This is a genomic window from Lentzea sp. HUAS TT2 (assembly GCF_051853195.1).
Classification (GTDB): Bacteria; Actinomycetota; Actinomycetes; order Mycobacteriales; family Pseudonocardiaceae; genus Lentzea.
Map to the genome: position 1 here is coordinate 6,430,811 of NZ_CP196667.1, position 16,332 is coordinate 6,447,142.

Consider the following 16,332-nt stretch of genomic DNA (forward strand, 5'->3'; position numbering starts at 1 on the left):
ACCCTCGAATGCACTTCCTCAGCCAGGACTGGGGAAACCTAGCGGAGGACGGTGACCGCCACATACGCGGTCAACACGCATTTAGGCGCGAAGGTTCTGGTTCATTGATGCGAACAGCGGATCGGTGTACTCCGTGATGCGGGCGTGGTCCCGGGCGATCTCCTCGTACGGCTCGGCGGGCGAGGGGGTGAAGACGTCGGCCGTGGTGACCATGGCCTTGACCGCGCTGTCCCAGTCCGGGTGCACGCCGCTGCCGACCGCCGCGCAGATCGCGGCGCCCAGACCGGCGGCGTCGCTCATCCTCGTGCGCCGCACCGGCCGTCCGAACACGTCGGCGAAGATCTGCATCATCAGGTCGGACCGGGAACCGCCGCCGGACACGATCAGTTCCGGGAACTCGCGTCCCAACGCCTTTGCCATCGACGCGCTGTGCCGGTGCATGGTCAGCGCGATGCCTTCCAGGATCGAGCGGTAGAGGTGGTAGCGGCCTTGGGAACCGTCGAACCCGAGGAGTGCGCCGCGCCGGTACGGGTGGTCGCCGGGGGCCAGCCAGTCGAGTACGGTCATCAGCCCGCCGCAGCCCGGTTCGACGTTCGCCGCACCGGCCTCCAGTTCGCCGAGGTCCGAGTCGACCAGCTGGCGGTACCAGCTGACCGTCCACATGCCGCGCCGGATCCCGTTGCTCTCGTACAGGTATCTGCCCGGCACCGAGCCGAAGTTCGACCAGAAGCGGCCTTCCGGATCGACGGTGTGGTGGTCCCCGGTGGTCATCGCGGCGATGTAGGTGCCGAGCGAGACCAGGAGCTCGTCACCGAGCCCGCTGCCCAGTGCCTCGACCGCCTTGTCGTTCGAGGTCGCGTACACCGGCAGTCCGGCGGGCAGACCGGTCGCCCTCGCCGCGTCGCCGGTGACGGTCCCGAGCAACGCGCCGGGGTCGACCAGCTCGAACAGCTCCTCGCGCCGCATGCCGGTGTCTGCATAGGACGGTGACGAGTCCGGCCAGCGCCACGTCTCGTGGTCGATGGGCCACATGCCCTCGTAGTTGCCTGCCGTGTCGCGTCGTTCGCCGGTGAGCCGCAGCGTCACGTACCCCGAGGACGTCGAGACGAACCGGACCGCGTCGTCTTCTCGTTGAGGCTGCGCGAGCCTGTCGTCCATCCAGCTCAGCAACGGCTCGGTGAGCCTGCCGTTGGAGTCCATCAGGGCCCGGCAGAACCGGATCGTGCACAGCCCGACACCCGCGATCTCGCCCGGCGCGCCGGTGAACCGTTGCATCGCCTCGGTGCAGGCCTCGGCGATCGAGTCCCAGACGTCGTCGTCCGGGTGCACGACCTGGCCCGGCTTCGGGTGCGCGTACGGCCGCAGCGGGCGCTGGGCGGAGGCGTGCACCCGGCCGACCTCGTCGACGATCGACACCTTCGTGCTCTGCGAGCCGTTGTCGATCGCGATCAGGTAGCTCATGACACCGGGAAGATCGTGCCGGCGTTCATGATCCCGTTCGGGTCGAAGCCGCGCTTGAGCACCTCCAGGAGGTGGTAGGCGCTGCCGTGCTCCTCGCGCGTCCACGGCGTGCGGTACTTGCCGATGCCGTGGTGGTGCACCATCGAACCGCCCAGCCGCAGCGACTCCTCGACGATGATCGCGTTGAGCGGGATGTGGTACTCGGTGATCTCCTGCTCGGGCTCGCAGGTGATGTCGTAGTCGTAGACGAAGTAGAGGTTCGTGCCGGTCTGGTAGCTGTGCGACGAGTGCGCGCCGAGCATCGTGAGGTCGGCGAAGCGCGGGAACTCGGTCCGCAACCGGTTCATGATCGCCTCGTACAGCGGTGTGACGTTGGACCAGTCGACGGAGACCTCGGTGGTGTAGCCGAGGTGCCGCGTCTCCAGCATCGCGCGCTTCTCGGCGTCGATCTTGTCCTGGCCCCAGTTGAGGTTGTCGAACCACTCGACGATCAGCTTCGGATCCACGGCCTCGGTGCCCGCGAACGTCTTCTCGATCGCCTCGGCGGTGGCCCGCGCGATGCCCTCCGGGCCCTCCGCGACGAGCACGACCACGTTCTTGTCGTTGGAGAAGTGGCTGAAGTGCTGGTTCGCGTCCTCGGGGGAGTAGACGCGGCACACTGAAGGCCGGTAGCCGTCGGTGATCAACGTCCGCAGCCGCTCGACGGCATCGCCGAAGTCGTCGGTGAGGAAGCCGAAGTAGTGGTTGTGCTCCGGCTGGTAGCGGAACAGCTTCACGGTGACCTCGGTGATCACGCACAGCGCGCCCTCGTTGCCGATCACGACGTGCCGGATGTCCGGGCCCGCCGCGCGCCGGGGGACGTTCTTGATCCGGGTGACCGTGCCGTCCGGGAACACCGCCTCCAGGCCGACGACCATGTCCTCGATCCCGCCGTACAGCGTGGAGAACTGGCCGATCGACCGGGTCGCGACCAGGCCGCCCATCTGCGCGAGCGGCTTGGACTGCGGCGAGTGGCCGGTGGTCAGGCCGCGCTCGCGCAGCGCGTCCTCCAGCTGCTGCAACGGAACACCGCACTGCGCGGTGACCATCATGTCGACCGGGTCGATCCGGACGATGGAGTCCATTGTGGAGCCGTCGAGGACGATGGTGTCCTCCACCAGCGTCTCCAGGCCGCCCTCGGTGGCGGTGCGGCCGGTGCGCGGGACCACGTTGATCCGGTGGTCGTTGGCGAACGCCAGCACCGCCGAGACCTCTTGAGTGGTCGACGGCGTCACGATCGCGGCCGGGATCGGGCCGGTGAAGATCCCGTGCACCGAGGTGTACTTGCGGAACCTGTCGACGCTGGCCTCGCGCAGCTCGTGCTCGTCGGTGGAGACCTTCGCGGGCCCGAGCAGCTCGGTGAGGCCGGCGACGATCTGCTCGCGGCTCAGGTCGGAGGCGGAGGGGACGGAGGGCGGCGGTGCAGGAAACATGGCTCTGCCTTCGAAGAGAGAGTCAGCGGACGAGATAGCCGCCGTCGACCACGAGCGTGTGGCCGTTGACGTAGTCGGAGGCGCGGCAGGCGAGGAACACCAGTGCGCCCATGAGGTCGCTCGGGTCGCCCCAGCGGCCGGCGGGGATGTGGTCGATCACGCGCTGGTTGGTCTCGGGATCGGACCGGGTGGCCTCGGTGATCTTCGTGGCGAAGTAGCCCGGAGCCAGCGCGTTGACCTGGATGTTGTGCTGTGCCAGCTCGTCGCAGTAGGCCTTGGTGAACCCCGCGATGCCGTGCTTGGTCGCCGCGTAGGCCGGGGACTGGCGGCCGCCCAGGAACGAGAACAGCGACGCGATGTTGATGATCTTCCCGGACCGCTGCGGGATCATGTACCTGGTCGCTTCGTGGGCCAGTTCGAAGGCCGCGGTCAGGTTGACCGCGATCATCGGGTCCCACTTGGAGCGGTCGAAGTTCTCCACCTCGTCGAGCAGGCTGATGCCGGCCGAGTTGACGACGATGTCCACCGATCCGAACTGCTCGAAGCACGCGTCCACAACGGACGCGCACGCACCCGGCGCCGTGATGTCGGCGGTCATCTCGGCGAACCGCTGTCCCTGCGCCTCGACGAGTTTCTGCGTCTCGCCGTCGTCGGACACGAGGCTCGGCACGAACACGTCGGCCCCGGCGGCGGCCAGGCCGAGCGCGAACGCCTGGCCCAGCCCCGTGTTGCCGCCGGTGACGATCGCGTTCTTCCCCTTGAGGGAGAACAGGTCCAACCCGAAGTCCATCACGCGCTCCCGAACGGGTCAGATATGGCGACATAAGTCGTTTCGAGGTACTCCTCGATGCCCTCGGCGCCGCCTTCACGGCCGATGCCCGAGTGCTTCACGCCGCCGAACGGCGCGGCGGGGTTCGACACGATTCCCGTGTTGAGGCCGAGCATCCCGGTCTCCAGCGACTCCGCGAGCCGCAGACCCCGGTCGAGGTCACGGGTGTAGGCGAAGCACACCAGGCCGTACTCGGTGGCGTTGGCCAGCCGGACCGCGTCCTCCTCGGTCTCGAAGGTGACGATCGGCGCGACCGGACCGAAGATCTCCTCCTGCAGCAGACGGGCGTCGGCGGGCACGTCGGTCAGCACGGTCGCCTCGTAGAAGAAACCCTTGCCCTCCAACGCGACTCCGCCGAGCACGAGCTGAGCGCCGTGGTCCAGGGCGTCGTCGACCAGGTCGGTGACCTTCGCCCGGGTCTTGGCGTCGACCAGCGGGCCGAGCGGGTAGTCCTTCATGCGGTCGGCCAGCTTCGCCGTGAACTCCTCCGCGACCGAGGAGTGCACGAGGAACCGGTTCGCCGCCACGCAGGCCTCGCCGCCGTTGCGCAGCTTGGCCAGCACGGCGCCGTCCGCCGCCGCGTCGACGTCGGCGTCCTCGAAGACGAGGAACGGCGCGTTGCCGCCCAGTTCCATCGAGACCCGCAGCACCTGGTCGGCGGACTGCGAGATCAGCTTCTTGCCCACCGCGGTCGAGCCGGTGAACGACAGCTTGCGCAGCCGCGGATCGGTGAGCAGCGGGCCGGTGACCGCGCCCGGATCGGTCGTGGTGATCACGTTGAGCACGCCCGCGGGCAGCCCGGCCTCGGTCAGCACCTCGGCGAACAGCAAGGCCGTCAACGGCGTGAGCTCGGCGGGCTTGAGCACCATCGTGCAGCCGGCCGCGATGGCCGGGGCGATCTTGCGCGTGGCCATGGCCAGCGGGAAGTTCCACGGCGTCACGAACAGACACGGCCCGACCGGCCGTTTCACCGTGACCAGGCGGTTGCGGCCGTCCGGCGCGGTCGTGAACCGGCCGGAGATCCGCGGTGCCTCCTCCGAGAACCACCGCAGGAACTCCGCGCCGTAGGCGACCTCCGCCCGTGACTCGGCCAGCGGCTTGCCCATCTCCGAGGTGATGAGCCGCGCGAACTCCTCGGTCCGCGCGGTCACCAGTTCGAAGGCCTTGCGCAGGATCTCCGCACGCGCTCGTGGTGCGGTCCTGCCCCACGCGGCCTGGGCGGCGACGGCGGCGTCGAGCGCTTTCACACCATCCTGAGGCGTGGCCTCGGCGACCTGCGCCAGAACCTCCTCAGTGGACGGATCGAGCACCTCGAACGTGCGGCCGTCACTGGAGTCGAGCCACTTGCCGTCGATGTACAACTTGGTGAGCATGATGTGTCCCCTCACAGCCTCAGGTCGACCCCGATGAGGTCCTCGTAGAGCTTCATCGGGGTCATCTCGCCGGCCCGGTCGCCGTAGCTGGCGCGGGCGCGGCGGAAGATCTGCTCGACGATCGCCGACAGCTCGGCGGGCACCCCGACCGACGCCGCGAGGTCGGTCGACAGGCCGAGGTCCTTGCAGGCCAGTGCGATCGCGAAGCCCTCGTCGTAGTCGCCGTGGTCCAGAACGGACAGCACGTCGTGTTCCACGAAGTTGCTCTGCGCAGGGCTGTTGACGAGCGCGTTGCGCAGCACACCCAGCTCGACACCCGCCTTCACGCCGATCGCCAGCACCTCGGCCGTCGCGACCAGGTGCGAGAACCACAGTTGGTTCAGCATCAGCTTCACGGTGTAGCCCGCACCGTGCCCGCCGACGTGCAGGATGCGTTCCCGGTCTCCCATGGCGTCAAACACCGGTCGCAGGCGGTTCACGTCATCGAGTCCGCCGCCGATGAAGATCTGCAACGTGCCGTTCGCGGCGCCCACGGACATGCCGCTGACCGGCGCGTCCAGCACGTGCAGGCCGGGGTTCCTCCTGCGGATCTCCTCGGCCACCTCGGGCACCGACGTGGACATGTCGATCCACGTGCCGGACGGGACCATGCCGGCCAGCACACCGGCCTGGCCGTTCATGACCTCGTGCACGTGCTTGGGCGTGGGCAGCATGGTGATGACGAGGTCGCTGTCGGCGGCGACCTCGGCGGGCGTGTCCGTCCACTTGGCGCCGCCGGCGATCAGCTCGTCCGCCGCCTCGCGCCGGATGTCGTTGACCACCAGGGAGAACCCGGCCTTCTGCAGGTTCCGCGTCATGCCGGAACCCATGCTGCCGAGCCCGATGAAACCGACGGTGAGACTCACGCTCTCTCCTCTGGGGGCGTGTAGAAGGGGTTGCTCGGGGAGGCCGCCAGCACGTCCTTGAGAAGCGGCAGGTCTTGCGCGCCGTTGGCCAGCGCGGTCCGCGTGGCCTCGCGGTTGTTGCGGTACACGGTGTCCGCGTTGTCGGCGCCGGGGTTGACCCAGACCGCCGCGATCAGCACGTGCGTCGAGGTGTCCGGCTCCGGGATGCTGCCCTCGGCGACCGCGTCGGCCACCCCGGCGGCGACGCCGGCCTGCGCGGGACCCCAGATCAGCAGCCCGTGGTCGTCGTTCGCGGGCGCGGCCTTGGTGACGAACAACGTCATCGGCTTGACCGGCAACGAGGGCCGCAGCACCGCGACGAACGGGACGTGCCCTTCGCTCGGTGTCGCCAGAGCCGTTGCCCACGCGGTGCCCGCCGGTCCCTCGCGGTGGCCGAGCACGGTGTTGATGTGGGCGGCGTTGACGCCGTCGCCGACGAAGCTCTCCCCGATCTGCATCAGATCAGCCCCTGCGCGGTCAGCCACTCCTGCGCGACCTCGTCCGGCTCGTCACCGTCGACGTCGACCTTGGCGTTGAGCTTCTGCATCTCCTCGGTGGTCAGCTTGTCCGCCATCGGCTTGAGCACGTCGGCGATCTTCGGGTGGCTCTTGAGCACGTCGGCCTGCAGCGTGAAGCCGCCCTGGTAGATCGGGAAGAATGCCTTGTCGTCCTGCAACACGGTCAGCCCGAGCGCGGCGATGCGGCCGTCGGTCGCGAACACCTCGCCGAAGTTGCAGTCCTTGCCGTCCTTGGTGGCGGTGTAGATGACGCCGGTGTCGAGCAGCTTCACGTTGTCCTTGGCCGCGTCGAAGCCGTAGGTCTTCGAGACGCCGGGCCAGCCGTCGTCCCGCGTGGAGAACTCGCTCTCGATGCAGAACGTCCGCTCGTTCGCGGGCAGTTTGGCGATGTCGCTCATCTTCGAGACGTTGAGCTCCTTCGCCTTCTCGTTGCGGACCGCGAAGGTGTAGGTGTTGTTGAACGGCGCGGGCGAGACCCAGGCGATGTTCTTGGCCTCGTCGGCCTTCTTCACCGCGTCGAACTGCTCCTGCTCGGTCTTGATCGGCTGCGTCTGCTTGTTGTAGGTGATCCAGGAAGTGCCGGTGTACTCCCAGTAGCCCACGAACTGCTTGTTCTCCAGCGCCTGCCGCACGTTCGCCGAGCCGACCAGCTTCGTGTTGGCCTCCAGCGTCGCGCCGTGGGCGTTGAGCAGCTTCGTGGTCAGGTGGGCGAGGATGTACTGCTCGGCGAAGTCCTTCGAGCCGATCTGGCCGGACAGGCCCGCGAGATCACTGGTCTTCGCGGCGGTGTCGGCGGACGGGGAGCTCGAACAGGCGGCCAGCCCGAGGGCCAGCACGCCGACGAGGGCGCGCTTGTACATGGAGGGTTCCTTACGGCGGAAGGTGTGTTTCAGAGACCGCGGGGGCGGACGAGGTCCTCGACGAGACCGGCTGCCCAGTCGATGAGGACGGCGATCGCGGCGACGAGCACGGCGCCGACGACGATCACGGGGTAGCGCTGGAGCTTCAGGCCGTTGACGATCATGTCGCCGAGGCCGCCTGCGTTGATGAACGTCGCGATGGTCGCGACACCGACGGAGAACACGAGAGCGGTCCGCAGCCCGGCCAGGATCACCGGCGACGCCAGCGGGAGCTCGATGCGCCACAGGACCTGGCGCGGGGTCATGCCCATGCCTCTCGCCGCCTCGCGGGTGGCCTGGTCGACCTGTTCGAGGCCGGTCAGGGTGTTGCGCAGCACCGGGAGGAAGCAGTAGGCGACCAGCGAGATCAGGGCGGTGTAGAAGCCGGTCTGCCACACGATCGCCAGCAGGATCACCACGCCCACCGCGGGGGTGGCCTGGCCGATGTTGCCCAGGCCGATCACGAACGCGCGGACGGCTTTGGAGCGGACCCGGTAGGCGGCGATTCCCGCTGGGATGGCGAGGAGTGCGACCAGTGCGGACGAGACGACGGTGAGGATCAGGTGTTCCTGCGTGCGGTCCAGGAGGTAGGTGGTGTTGAGGGTGCGCTGTTCGATCGAGTCGAGGGTGAGGGTGCTCAGCCAGAGGAACAGGACGGCCAGCGCCACGGCTACCGCGAGCGGGGTGGTGAAGCGGCGCGGGGAAACGCGGGAAGTGGAGGCCGAAGGCTGCGCGCTCATGACGCCTCCGCCGGTTGCCGGGCCTTGGTCAGCGCGGCCGAGATCCTCGCGTGGGTCAGGGATCCGCCACCCCCGGACACGTTCACCCGCTCCGCCCCCGTGACCACCAGCAGGTCCAAGGCGTCCCGCAGTGAGGCGTCCGCGTCGACGGCCGGCGCGGTGGCGTCCGGTGCGTCGAGCTCGACGTCGGCGATCGGGATCAGGGCGAGGCGCATGATGCCCGCGCCGTGGCCGATGAAGCTCGACACGTAGTCGTTGGCGGGGTTGGCGAGGATGTTCGCGGGCGTGTCGAACTGCTCGATCTGGCTGCGTTCGCTCAGCACCGCGATCCGGTCGCCGAGCCGGACGGCCTCGTCGAAGTCGTGCGTGACGAAGATGATCGTCTTGCCGATGTCGGCCTGCAGCTTGAGGAACTCGGCCTGCAGCTTCTGCCGGGTGATCGGGTCGGTGGCGCCGAAGGGTTCGTCCATCAGCATCACCGGAGGGTCGGCGGCCAGGGCTCGTGCGACGCCGACGCGTTGCTGCTGGCCGCCGGAGAGCTGCTTGGGGTAGCGGTGGGCGAACACCGCGGGGTCGAGCTGGACGGTGCGCAGGAGCTCGTCGACGCGGTCGTTCGTGCGCTCGCGGGACCAGCCCAGCAGTTTCGGCACGGTGGCGATGTTCTCCGCGATCGTCATGTGCGGGAACAGGCCGATCTGCTGGATGACGTAGCCGATGTGGCGGCGCAGTTCGTTGGGGTCCAACGACAGCACGTCCTGGCCGTCGATCGTGATGGAGCCCGACGAGGGCTCGATGATCCGGTTGATCATCTTCATCGTCGTGGTCTTGCCGCAGCCGGACGGGCCGACGAACATGACCAGCTCGCCGGGGTGGACCGACAGGGAGAAGTCCTCGACGGCCGCCTGCTGCTGGCCCGCGTACAGCTTGGTGACGTGGCTCAGCTCGATGCCGACTCCAGGCTCAGACACGGAGACCCCTAGAAGTGCTGTAGCGGGCGATCAGGACGAAGGCGCCGTCGATGAGCAGCGCCAGCAGCACGACGCAGACCGTGCCGGTGAGCGTGAAGTTCAGCGCGTTCACCGAGCCCAGCGAGGACAGGCCCTTGAAGATGTAGAGGCCGAGACCGGGGCCGGCGACGTAGGCCGCGATCGCCGCGATGCCGACGGTGAGCTGCGCCGCGACCCGGATGCCGGTGACGATGACCGGCCAGGCGAGCGGCAGCTGGATGGCGAGCAAGGTCTTCGTCGGCGTCATGCCCATGCCCCTGGCCGACTCGATGAGGTGTGCGGGCACCTCGCGCAGGCCGACCACGGTGTTCCGCACGATCGGCAGCAGCGAGTAGAAGACCAGCGACACCACCGTGGGCGCCCACCCGAGCCCGAGCAGCGGACTGAGCAGCGCGAGCAGTGCCAGTGACGGGATGGTGATCGCGATGCCGGCGGCGGTGAGCGCCGCGGTGCGCGGGACGTTCTTGTCCCACACCAGCAAACCGACCAGCACACCGAGGATCGTGGCGATGGCGAGGCTCAGGGCCACCACGGCGAGATGGTGCAGCGTGAGCGTGACGAGGTCTTCCCAGCGGCGGGCCAGGAACACGTCGAGAGAACCGGACACGGGGCCTCCTTTCGGCGTCGGTGCCGATGGCCGGGAACGGTAGATTTGGCGTGGTCTTATGCACAACACGTGTTGGCAATATGGCAACGTGCCTCGTAGGGTGCCGTGCCATGCAGGGATCACGACGCAACTCCGCAGGCCTGGCACGCGACATCGAGGTGCTGGAGGTCCTCGGCCGGCCAGAGGCCGTGCAGGCGGGAGGACTCGGCGTCGTCCGCATCGCGACTCTCGTCGGGCGGGACAAGACCGTCGTGTCGCGCACGCTCGCGACGCTGGCCGAGAGCGGGCTCGTCGAACGGGACCCGGACTCCCAGGCTTACCGGCTCGGGTCGCGCCTGTACGCGCTGGCCGCCAGGACCGCCGAGGGCGCGCTGGCGTGGAACGCGCGCGGGCACCTGAAGCACCTGGCGCAGGTGACGCGCGAGACCGCGCACCTGTGCGTGCTGCGCGGCGGGAACGTGCTGACGCTGCTCAGCGAGCTGAGCCCGAACCGCTTCCACACCACCGGCTGGGAGGGCGTGACGACGGCGGCGTGGCGGACCCCGTCCGGGCGGGCGCTGCTGAGCGACTGGGACGCAGGGTCGCTCGACGTCTGGTACGCCGAGCACGGCCACGACGAGGGCGTGCTGGAGGCGGGGGAGCGGGCCGACTCGACGTTCGCGGTGCTGGAGCAGCCCTCGCCGCGGCAGAACTCGATCACCGACCTGGATTCGCTGGTCGCCGAGCTGCGGCGGGTGCGCGAGCGGGGTTACGCGACCTCGGACGAGGAGCTGGAACGGGGAGTCGTCGCGGCCTCGGCGCCGGTGCACGACTTCACGTCACGGGTCGTGGCGGCGCTGAACGTGTCGGCGCCCAAGGAACGGATCGGCGCGCAGCTCGACAAGCTGGGCCGGATCGTCGCCGGCGCCGCCAGGGACCTCTCGGCCGCGCTGGGTTACGCGGGCTGATGCGGGAACATCGCGTACGACAGGTCGTCCGTGAGCGGCGTCGAGAGGTGGCCCTCGCCCTCGGTGTCCTCAAAGGACAGCAGTGCTCCCGGACCGAACTCGCGCCGCTCGCCGTCCGACACCGTGACGGCCGCCCTGCCGCTCAACACGATCAGCCACTGCTTGCGCGGCGCGACGTGCAGCTCCCACTCGGGGGTGCCGCCTGAGGGCTGCTCGACCACCAGCATCGAGGCCGCGGGGAACGGGCCGGACACCAGCAGCGGCGTACCGCATGATCCCGAGGCTACCCGCGGTCCTCCAGGTAGCGGGTGTGGTCGGCCTGCCGTTGCGCGTCGGCCGCGTGGAACCGTTCCGCCACCTTGACCGCGTCGGCGTGCAGCAGGTCCAGCTGCCGCACCAGTTCCGCGCCCGAACCACGTGCGGCGGCGTACCACCACGGAAGGTTCAGGTAGGTCTGCACGGACAACGGCAGGTCGGTGCCGACGAGCCGGGTGACGGCGTGCAGGGCCTCCGGATCGGCGCGCAGCTCGCGCGGGCGGCCCAGCATGCCGCGCAGGACCTCGGCGATCTCGTCCAGCTTCGGCGTGACCTCGCCGGGCACGCGGAACCCGCGCACCCGCTGCACCAACCCGTCGAGCTCCGCCCGCAACGCCCCGGCTTCCTCCTCCGGGGCGGTCACGAGGGTGATGCGCTCGGGCGGCGCTGCCAGCGCCCCCACGCCGTAGAGGCCGATCACGACCAGGATCCAGTAGGAGCCCGCGAGCCCGGCGAAGTGCAGGCCCAGGCCGATCAGCCCGCCCGTGCAGCCGGCCAGGTTCTTCCAGGAGGCGAGATACCTACTGATAGCCACGGATCTCCTTGAAGGCCGACGAGAGGGAACGGCTACGGGCGTCGAACACCTTGCCACCGCTCATCTTCGCCACCTGTTCCATCTCGTTCGTCGCGCTCTCGCCGAACAGCACGGGGAAGATCGGGATGCCCTTGAGGTTCTGCGGGAGGGCCTGGTGGAACAGCTGGAAGTCGAGCACGCTCTCGCTGCCGGTGTTCTCGCCGTCGGTCATCAGCACGATCGACGTGAACCGGTCGGGATCGGCGTCGATCTGCTGGCGCAGCACGTCGTAGCCGCCGCGCAGGCTGCTGTAGATCGCGGTGCCGCCGGACGCGTCCAGGTTCGTGGCGGTGGTGCGGATCTGGTCGAGGACGGGCTGCGGGTCGTCCTGCGGCACCTCGTACTTCAAGGCGGGCTTGGCGCTGCTGCTGAACGGCAGCAACGTCACCTGCTCGCGGCCGTGGAACCGGCTGAACTTGCCGGCGAGCGAGGCGTCGGCTCCCGTCAGCCCGACGAGCGCCTGCCGCAGGCCGTCGATCCGGTCGCCCTGCATCGAGCCGGACGTGTCGAGCACGTAGAGCGTGCGGGACGGGCGGCGCAGCTGGTCGAAGTACGTGGTGACCAGACCGTCCACAGCGGACTGGCTGCCGGGGAACGGGAGTTCCACGAGGTCCTTCACCGTGAACTTCCCGTCCAGCTGCACCTGCGGCACGGCGGGACGGCGGTGCGTGGTGTCCATGATCTTGCGCTGGACGTCCGCACCGCGCAGGTGGTCCGAGAGCTTCTGGTGCGCCTCACGGGCCTCCGAGGACGCCGAGGTGAGCAACGTGAGCGGGTAGTCCGCCGTCACCACGCCGTCGCTCGGGTAGACCAGCGTCAACGGGTCGGGCGAGGACAGCAGCACCGACTCGTAGTTGATCAGACCGTCCACTGTGGCGCCCGGGTCCTCGCCCCTGGCCCTGCGCTGGTAGGCCTCGGACAGCCAGCCGGACGAGCCCGCCGACAGCGTCTGGGCCGAGAAGAACTGCTTGAGCTGCGGTGCCACTGCGTTGATCTTCGCGGCATCGAGCGCCGATCCCGAACCGGACAGCGCCGCCGCGACCCCGACCAGCGCGGAGAAGCCGGAGTTCGAGGCGGACGGATCGGTCATGCCGTAGGTGAACCGCTGCGCCCCGGCCGCCTCGGCGATCTCCGCCCAGCCGACGCGCTTGCCGTCCCAGCCCAGCTCCTCGACCTTCGCGGCGGGCAGACCGAGCACGACGGGGGAGGACATGACCTTGGTCGGTGTGCCGAGCCGTTTCTGGGCTTCCGGCACGAGTTCGAGGTAGCGGTTGGAGGAGAACCAGACGGCGTCGAAGCCCTGCTCGGCGGTGCCGCTCGCGACCTTCTCGGCGCCCTCGACGGTGCCGGTGAAGCTGAACTTCACGCTGACGCCGGTGGCGCGGGCGGCCTCGTCCAGGATCGGCTGGAGGTCCGCGAGCTCGCTGCCCGCGAGGACGCGGAGGGTGCCGGGCGTGGCGTCGCCGACAGGTCTGGCCGGGTCGGCGGAGTCGGAACATCCCGCCAGCAGCGCCACGACGGCGACCGCGGGGATGAGACGGCGGATCATGCGGGGTCCCCTGCTTCCCTGACTCGGCTGAGGTGGTCGTGGGCGCGCCGGATCTCGGCGTCCAGCGCGGAGACCGTGCTGGACATCGAGTCGGCCGCGCGGGCCTTGAACGTGTCGATGGCGTCGATCGCCGCGTAGATCTGGTCGAACGAGGTCCGCACCGCCTCGACACCCACGGCCGGCGTGGCGGCGATGCGCTGGACGTCCGCGCCCTGCAACGACATCAGCGTCGCGTTCGAGCGCAGGATCGAGTCGGTGAGCCCGCGCACGGCGTCGACCTGGTCGATCACCTCGCGCTGCCCGGCCAGTGCCGCCGCGACCGCCACGCCGATCCGCAACGCCGTGACGGTCGTGCTGACCGCCCGTTCGATGCCCTTGATCAGCTCGTCGTTGTTGCGGCGCACCACGTCGAGCGCCATGTACCCCTGCGCGCAGACCGCGAGCTGGGTCAGCAGGTCCTGATGTCGTTGCCGCAGCCCGAAGAGCACGTCGGCGCGCAACGCCTGGGCGCGCCCCGGCTCGGCCAGGTCGAGGATCGCGACCTGCCGTTCCACGGCCTCGTCCATCTCGGCGGCGAGCGCGGCGTCCTGCGACAGCTTGGTCATCAGGTCCCACAACCGCTGCCGCTCGCCCTTGATGGCGGCGTTGTCGCGTTGGAGCGCGTCCTGCCCCGACCTCAGCTGCAGCACGATCCGGTTGACCGGCTCGTCGGCGGCCCGCAGCCGGGCCAGCAGCCCCTTCGCCGCGTTGCTGCCGGGGATGAATCCGAGGATCTTGCGGCCGGTCAGCTTGGACAGGTCCTGCGGGTCGAGCTCGCGCACCGACCGCCGCAGTTCGGTGAGGCTGGTCGAGACCTGCGCGCCGTGGGGCGACGAGACGGACGCGAGCGTGCGGTCGAGCAACCGGCCCGCGATCTGCGCCGCCATCCGCATCTCGGCCTCGCCGAGCACGAGCGCCTCGTCCGCGATCCGGCTGAAGTCCGGCGACTGCGGGTCGACGGCGCCCAGTGCGGAGATGAAGGCCTCGGCGCGGGACGAGAGCTCGGCCTTGGCGTCGTCGGCGACGGGGATCAGCCCGGCCGCGCGGCCGACCGGCACGGGCTCGACGGGATCCGGTGGTGTGAGCACGAAGTCGGTCACGTCAGTACTGCTTCGCGATCGCTTCGAGCATCCGCTCCAGCGTCTCGTGCGCGGGCGGTTCGACGACGTCCACGATCGTCTGCGGCACGGTCAGGTTCTTCTCCTTCACGATGTCGTTGAAGTGCTGGGGATCGGCGGTGCGGAACCCGAACGTCGCGGCGAGCCTGCCCAGTTCGGCGTCGCTCTGCAGCAACTGCCCGACGCGGTCACCGTTCTCGCGCAACGGCACCAGCGTGTGCTTGGACAGCAACGTCGGCGCCGGGTAGAGCAGCTTCATGTCCGGCCGGACCGACGAGTCGCCCCGCACCACCCTGTCCACGAACTGCGCCTCGTACGCCAGCACCAGCGGCGTCTTGCCCATGCCCGCGGACAGGTAGTCCTCGAACGGGCCCTCGGTGCTGCTCTGCGTGTATCCCTGGTCCAGGAACAGCTTCGACACCGCCGGCAGCACCTTGGCCTCGCCGTCCGGCGTGCTCACGACCCCGTCGTTGGCGACGAACGACGTGATCGCCAGGTACATCGCCGCCGAGTTCGAGTCACGCGGGTCGGTCGTGGTGACCAGCAGGTTCTTGCGCGCGGGATAGGCGGTGTTGCCCGGCAGCTGGTCCCACCGAGTGCCCTTGGCCGCGAGCGCCAGGTACGCCTGCACGTCGAACGTCGGGTAGCCCGGCCCGGACTTGACCACGCCGGCCTTCGTCAGCAGCTCGACGATCGGGTCGAACGTGGCGACCACCATCGGCGACGAGAACGGCGCGTACGTGCGTGCGGCCTTGCGGTCGCGCTGGATCTTCTCGGCCGCGGGGGCGCTCGACGGGAACGCGAAGTCGTACGGGGCCAGGTCCGTGGCCGTCGCTATCTGCCGCGACCCGGCCGGGTCCACCTCGACCTTGAGCCCGTGCTTCGCGAACACGTCCTTGACCCGCTGGTCGGCGAAGAAGGCGAGCTTCTCCGAGCCGATCACCCCGCGCACGGTCTGGAGCTGGGCCGGTTCGCTGCCGCCCTGGCCCAGGACGATGGCCGTCACGACGCCTGCGAGCAGCACTACCGCGAGGCCGATGCCGAGCGTTCTCTTCACTGTCCACCTCTACGAAAAGCCCTGTCAGAGAACAGATCTTTCGTCACTTCGACGCCGTGCCGGGGTGGGTGGTCGCAACCGTGAGGTGAACAGTCGATGAACGGGCCGATGAGTTTCGCCGGGTTCGCGAGTCGGTATGGCTGAAGAGTCCGATTCGAGGAGGCACAGCGATGAAGTTCGTGACGATCGGCTACGGAGAGCGTGCGGACTACGACCGTACGGCGCCAGAGGTTCGTGATGCGGCGCACGAGCACGACGACCGCCTGCGAGCGGCCGGAGTGGAGATGGGGATCGCCGGGACGCCGGTGCAGGTGCGCAATCCCGGCGGCGCCGGCACGAGCCTGGTGGAAGGGCCGTTCCTGAAGTCCGAACTCCCGATCGCGGGGTTCGCGATCATCGAGGCGGAGTCGGTGGAGGAGGCCGTGCGGATGGTGGCCGGGACCCCGTGCGCCGTCGCGCACGGGGTCGTCGAGGTGTGGCCGCTCGAGTCAGCCCAGGGGTGACCGGTCGCCCACGGACCACCGGTGGCCGAACGGGTCGGTGAAGCCGCCCTGGCGGTGCGTGCCCCAAGGCATCTCGTGGCTCACGACCGCGGAACCGGAAGCGCCCGCCGCCACGGCCCGGTCGACGACGCCGTCGGGGTCGTCGGTGAACAGCTCGACCCGGACGCTGGTGATGCCACCGGGACTGGACTCCGCGGGGTTGTCGGGGTTGACCTGATGCACGAAGAACGGCGCGCCGCCGATCTCCAGACCGGCGACGCCGCCGAGGTTCCACAGCTCCGCGGCGCCCAGCGCGGCCTGGTACCAGGCGACCGCCGCGTCAGCGTCCGGAACGATGAGCATCACCGAGATCACCGGAGGTGTGGCCATGCACCACAGCT

Annotated in this window: 18 protein-coding genes; 2 read left to right on the forward strand and 16 right to left on the reverse strand. The window is 69.3% G+C overall.

The annotated features are described in order from the left end of the window. Window positions 1–81 precede the first annotated feature (81 nt). The 10 genes from ACSHWB_RS31295 to ACSHWB_RS31340 are packed head-to-tail and all read right to left on the reverse strand — an operon-like array spanning window position 82 to window position 9,850. Window positions 82–1,461 (reverse strand): FGGY-family carbohydrate kinase, encoded by a 1,380-nt coding sequence (locus ACSHWB_RS31295; RefSeq protein ID WP_439656871.1) that lies wholly within the window; start codon window positions 1,459–1,461, stop codon window positions 82–84. Continuing rightward, window positions 1,458–2,933: an FAD-binding oxidoreductase gene (locus ACSHWB_RS31300; RefSeq protein ID WP_439656872.1), complete on the reverse strand. Its 1,476-nt coding sequence runs from the start codon at window positions 2,931–2,933 to the stop codon at window positions 1,458–1,460. Before ACSHWB_RS31300 ends, ACSHWB_RS31295 begins: the two co-directional genes overlap by 4 nt. A gap of 22 nt (window positions 2,934–2,955) precedes the next feature. Then, window positions 2,956–3,723 (reverse strand): SDR family oxidoreductase, encoded by a 768-nt coding sequence (locus tag ACSHWB_RS31305; RefSeq protein ID WP_439656873.1) that lies wholly within the window; start codon window positions 3,721–3,723, stop codon window positions 2,956–2,958. Further along, window positions 3,723–5,135 (reverse strand): NAD-dependent succinate-semialdehyde dehydrogenase, encoded by a 1,413-nt coding sequence (locus ACSHWB_RS31310; protein ID WP_439656874.1) that lies wholly within the window; start codon window positions 5,133–5,135, stop codon window positions 3,723–3,725. The genes ACSHWB_RS31305 and ACSHWB_RS31310 overlap by 1 nt, the downstream gene beginning before the upstream one ends. Window positions 5,136–5,146: 11 nt before the next feature. Next, complete coding sequence (locus ACSHWB_RS31315; protein WP_439656875.1) at window positions 5,147–6,040, reverse strand: NAD(P)-dependent oxidoreductase; 894 nt, start codon at window positions 6,038–6,040, stop codon at window positions 5,147–5,149. After that, window positions 6,037–6,537, reverse strand: a complete 501-nt coding sequence (gene fae, locus ACSHWB_RS31320) for a formaldehyde-activating enzyme (RefSeq protein WP_439656876.1) — start codon at window positions 6,535–6,537, stop codon at window positions 6,037–6,039. The genes ACSHWB_RS31315 and fae overlap by 4 nt, the downstream gene beginning before the upstream one ends. Continuing rightward, on the reverse strand, window positions 6,537–7,457 hold the full coding sequence (locus ACSHWB_RS31325; RefSeq protein WP_439656877.1) for a glycine betaine ABC transporter substrate-binding protein: 921 nt from the start codon (window positions 7,455–7,457) through the stop codon (window positions 6,537–6,539). The genes fae and ACSHWB_RS31325 overlap by 1 nt, the downstream gene beginning before the upstream one ends. Before the next feature lie 29 nt (window positions 7,458–7,486). Further along, window positions 7,487–8,236: an ABC transporter permease gene (locus ACSHWB_RS31330; RefSeq protein WP_439656878.1), complete on the reverse strand. Its 750-nt coding sequence runs from the start codon at window positions 8,234–8,236 to the stop codon at window positions 7,487–7,489. After that, window positions 8,233–9,204 (reverse strand): ABC transporter ATP-binding protein, encoded by a 972-nt coding sequence (locus tag ACSHWB_RS31335; RefSeq protein WP_439656879.1) that lies wholly within the window; start codon window positions 9,202–9,204, stop codon window positions 8,233–8,235. Before ACSHWB_RS31335 ends, ACSHWB_RS31330 begins: the two co-directional genes overlap by 4 nt. Further along, entirely contained in the window at window positions 9,197–9,850 is a 654-nt protein-coding gene (locus ACSHWB_RS31340) for an ABC transporter permease (protein ID WP_439656880.1), read from the reverse strand. The genes ACSHWB_RS31335 and ACSHWB_RS31340 overlap by 8 nt, the downstream gene beginning before the upstream one ends. A gap of 110 nt (window positions 9,851–9,960) precedes the next feature. On the opposite strand from ACSHWB_RS31340, the gene ACSHWB_RS31345 reads away from it, so the two are divergent. Further along, complete coding sequence (locus tag ACSHWB_RS31345; protein WP_439656881.1) at window positions 9,961–10,797, forward strand: IclR family transcriptional regulator; 837 nt, start codon at window positions 9,961–9,963, stop codon at window positions 10,795–10,797. On the opposite strand, the gene ACSHWB_RS31350 is transcribed toward ACSHWB_RS31345, so the two are convergent. From ACSHWB_RS31350 to ACSHWB_RS31370, 5 genes are read right to left on the reverse strand one after another with little or no spacing between them, the layout of a single operon-like run. Further along, entirely contained in the window at window positions 10,785–11,051 is a 267-nt protein-coding gene (locus ACSHWB_RS31350) for a cupin domain-containing protein (RefSeq protein ID WP_439656882.1), read from the reverse strand. The two genes, ACSHWB_RS31345 and ACSHWB_RS31350, sit on opposite strands and share 13 nt — an antisense overlap. Window positions 11,052–11,080: 29 nt before the next feature. Continuing rightward, window positions 11,081–11,647: a hypothetical protein gene (locus ACSHWB_RS31355; protein ID WP_439656883.1), complete on the reverse strand. Its 567-nt coding sequence runs from the start codon at window positions 11,645–11,647 to the stop codon at window positions 11,081–11,083. After that, the gene (locus ACSHWB_RS31360; protein WP_439656884.1) at window positions 11,634–13,235 is read right to left on the reverse strand and encodes a substrate-binding domain-containing protein; all 1,602 of its coding nucleotides are present in this window, start codon (window positions 13,233–13,235) and stop codon (window positions 11,634–11,636) included. The genes ACSHWB_RS31355 and ACSHWB_RS31360 overlap by 14 nt, the downstream gene beginning before the upstream one ends. After that, complete coding sequence (locus ACSHWB_RS31365) at window positions 13,232–14,374, reverse strand: toxic anion resistance protein (RefSeq protein ID WP_439656885.1); 1,143 nt, start codon at window positions 14,372–14,374, stop codon at window positions 13,232–13,234. The genes ACSHWB_RS31360 and ACSHWB_RS31365 overlap by 4 nt, the downstream gene beginning before the upstream one ends. Window position 14,375: 1 nt before the next feature. Then, window positions 14,376–15,449: a hypothetical protein gene (locus ACSHWB_RS31370; RefSeq protein ID WP_439656886.1), complete on the reverse strand. Its 1,074-nt coding sequence runs from the start codon at window positions 15,447–15,449 to the stop codon at window positions 14,376–14,378. 170 nt (window positions 15,450–15,619) lie between these two features. On the opposite strand from ACSHWB_RS31370, the gene ACSHWB_RS31375 reads away from it, so the two are divergent. Further along, window positions 15,620–15,952 carry a YciI family protein gene (locus ACSHWB_RS31375; RefSeq protein WP_439656887.1) on the forward strand — a complete coding sequence of 111 codons (333 nt, stop codon included), beginning with the start codon at window positions 15,620–15,622 and terminating at the stop codon, window positions 15,950–15,952. On the opposite strand, the gene ACSHWB_RS31380 is transcribed toward ACSHWB_RS31375, so the two are convergent. After that, on the reverse strand, window positions 15,938–16,321 hold the full coding sequence (locus ACSHWB_RS31380) for a VOC family protein (protein ID WP_439656888.1): 384 nt from the start codon (window positions 16,319–16,321) through the stop codon (window positions 15,938–15,940). The genes ACSHWB_RS31375 and ACSHWB_RS31380 overlap by 15 nt on opposite strands. Window positions 16,322–16,332: the final 11 nt, after the last annotated feature.

Excerpts from the sequence above, each read along its gene's own strand:
- ACSHWB_RS31295 (WP_439656871.1), bottom strand. The coding sequence starts at position 1,461 with ATGAGCTACCTGATCGCGATCGACAACGGCTCGCAGAGCACGAAGGTG.
- ACSHWB_RS31300 (WP_439656872.1), bottom strand. The coding sequence starts at position 2,933 with ATGTTTCCTGCACCGCCGCCCTCCGTCCCCTCCGCCTCCGACCTGAGC.
- ACSHWB_RS31305 (WP_439656873.1), bottom strand. The coding sequence starts at position 3,723 with ATGGACTTCGGGTTGGACCTGTTCTCCCTCAAGGGGAAGAACGCGATC.
- ACSHWB_RS31310 (WP_439656874.1), bottom strand. The coding sequence starts at position 5,135 with ATGCTCACCAAGTTGTACATCGACGGCAAGTGGCTCGACTCCAGTGAC.
- fae (WP_439656876.1), bottom strand. The coding sequence starts at position 6,537 with ATGCAGATCGGGGAGAGCTTCGTCGGCGACGGCGTCAACGCCGCCCAC.
- ACSHWB_RS31325 (WP_439656877.1), bottom strand. The coding sequence starts at position 7,457 with ATGTACAAGCGCGCCCTCGTCGGCGTGCTGGCCCTCGGGCTGGCCGCC.
- ACSHWB_RS31330 (WP_439656878.1), bottom strand. The coding sequence starts at position 8,236 with ATGAGCGCGCAGCCTTCGGCCTCCACTTCCCGCGTTTCCCCGCGCCGC.
- ACSHWB_RS31345 (WP_439656881.1), top strand. The coding sequence starts at position 9,961 with ATGCAGGGATCACGACGCAACTCCGCAGGCCTGGCACGCGACATCGAG.
- ACSHWB_RS31360 (WP_439656884.1), bottom strand. The coding sequence starts at position 13,235 with ATGATCCGCCGTCTCATCCCCGCGGTCGCCGTCGTGGCGCTGCTGGCG.
- ACSHWB_RS31375 (WP_439656887.1), top strand. The coding sequence starts at position 15,620 with ATGAAGTTCGTGACGATCGGCTACGGAGAGCGTGCGGACTACGACCGT.
- ACSHWB_RS31380 (WP_439656888.1), bottom strand. The coding sequence starts at position 16,321 with ATGGCCACACCTCCGGTGATCTCGGTGATGCTCATCGTTCCGGACGCT.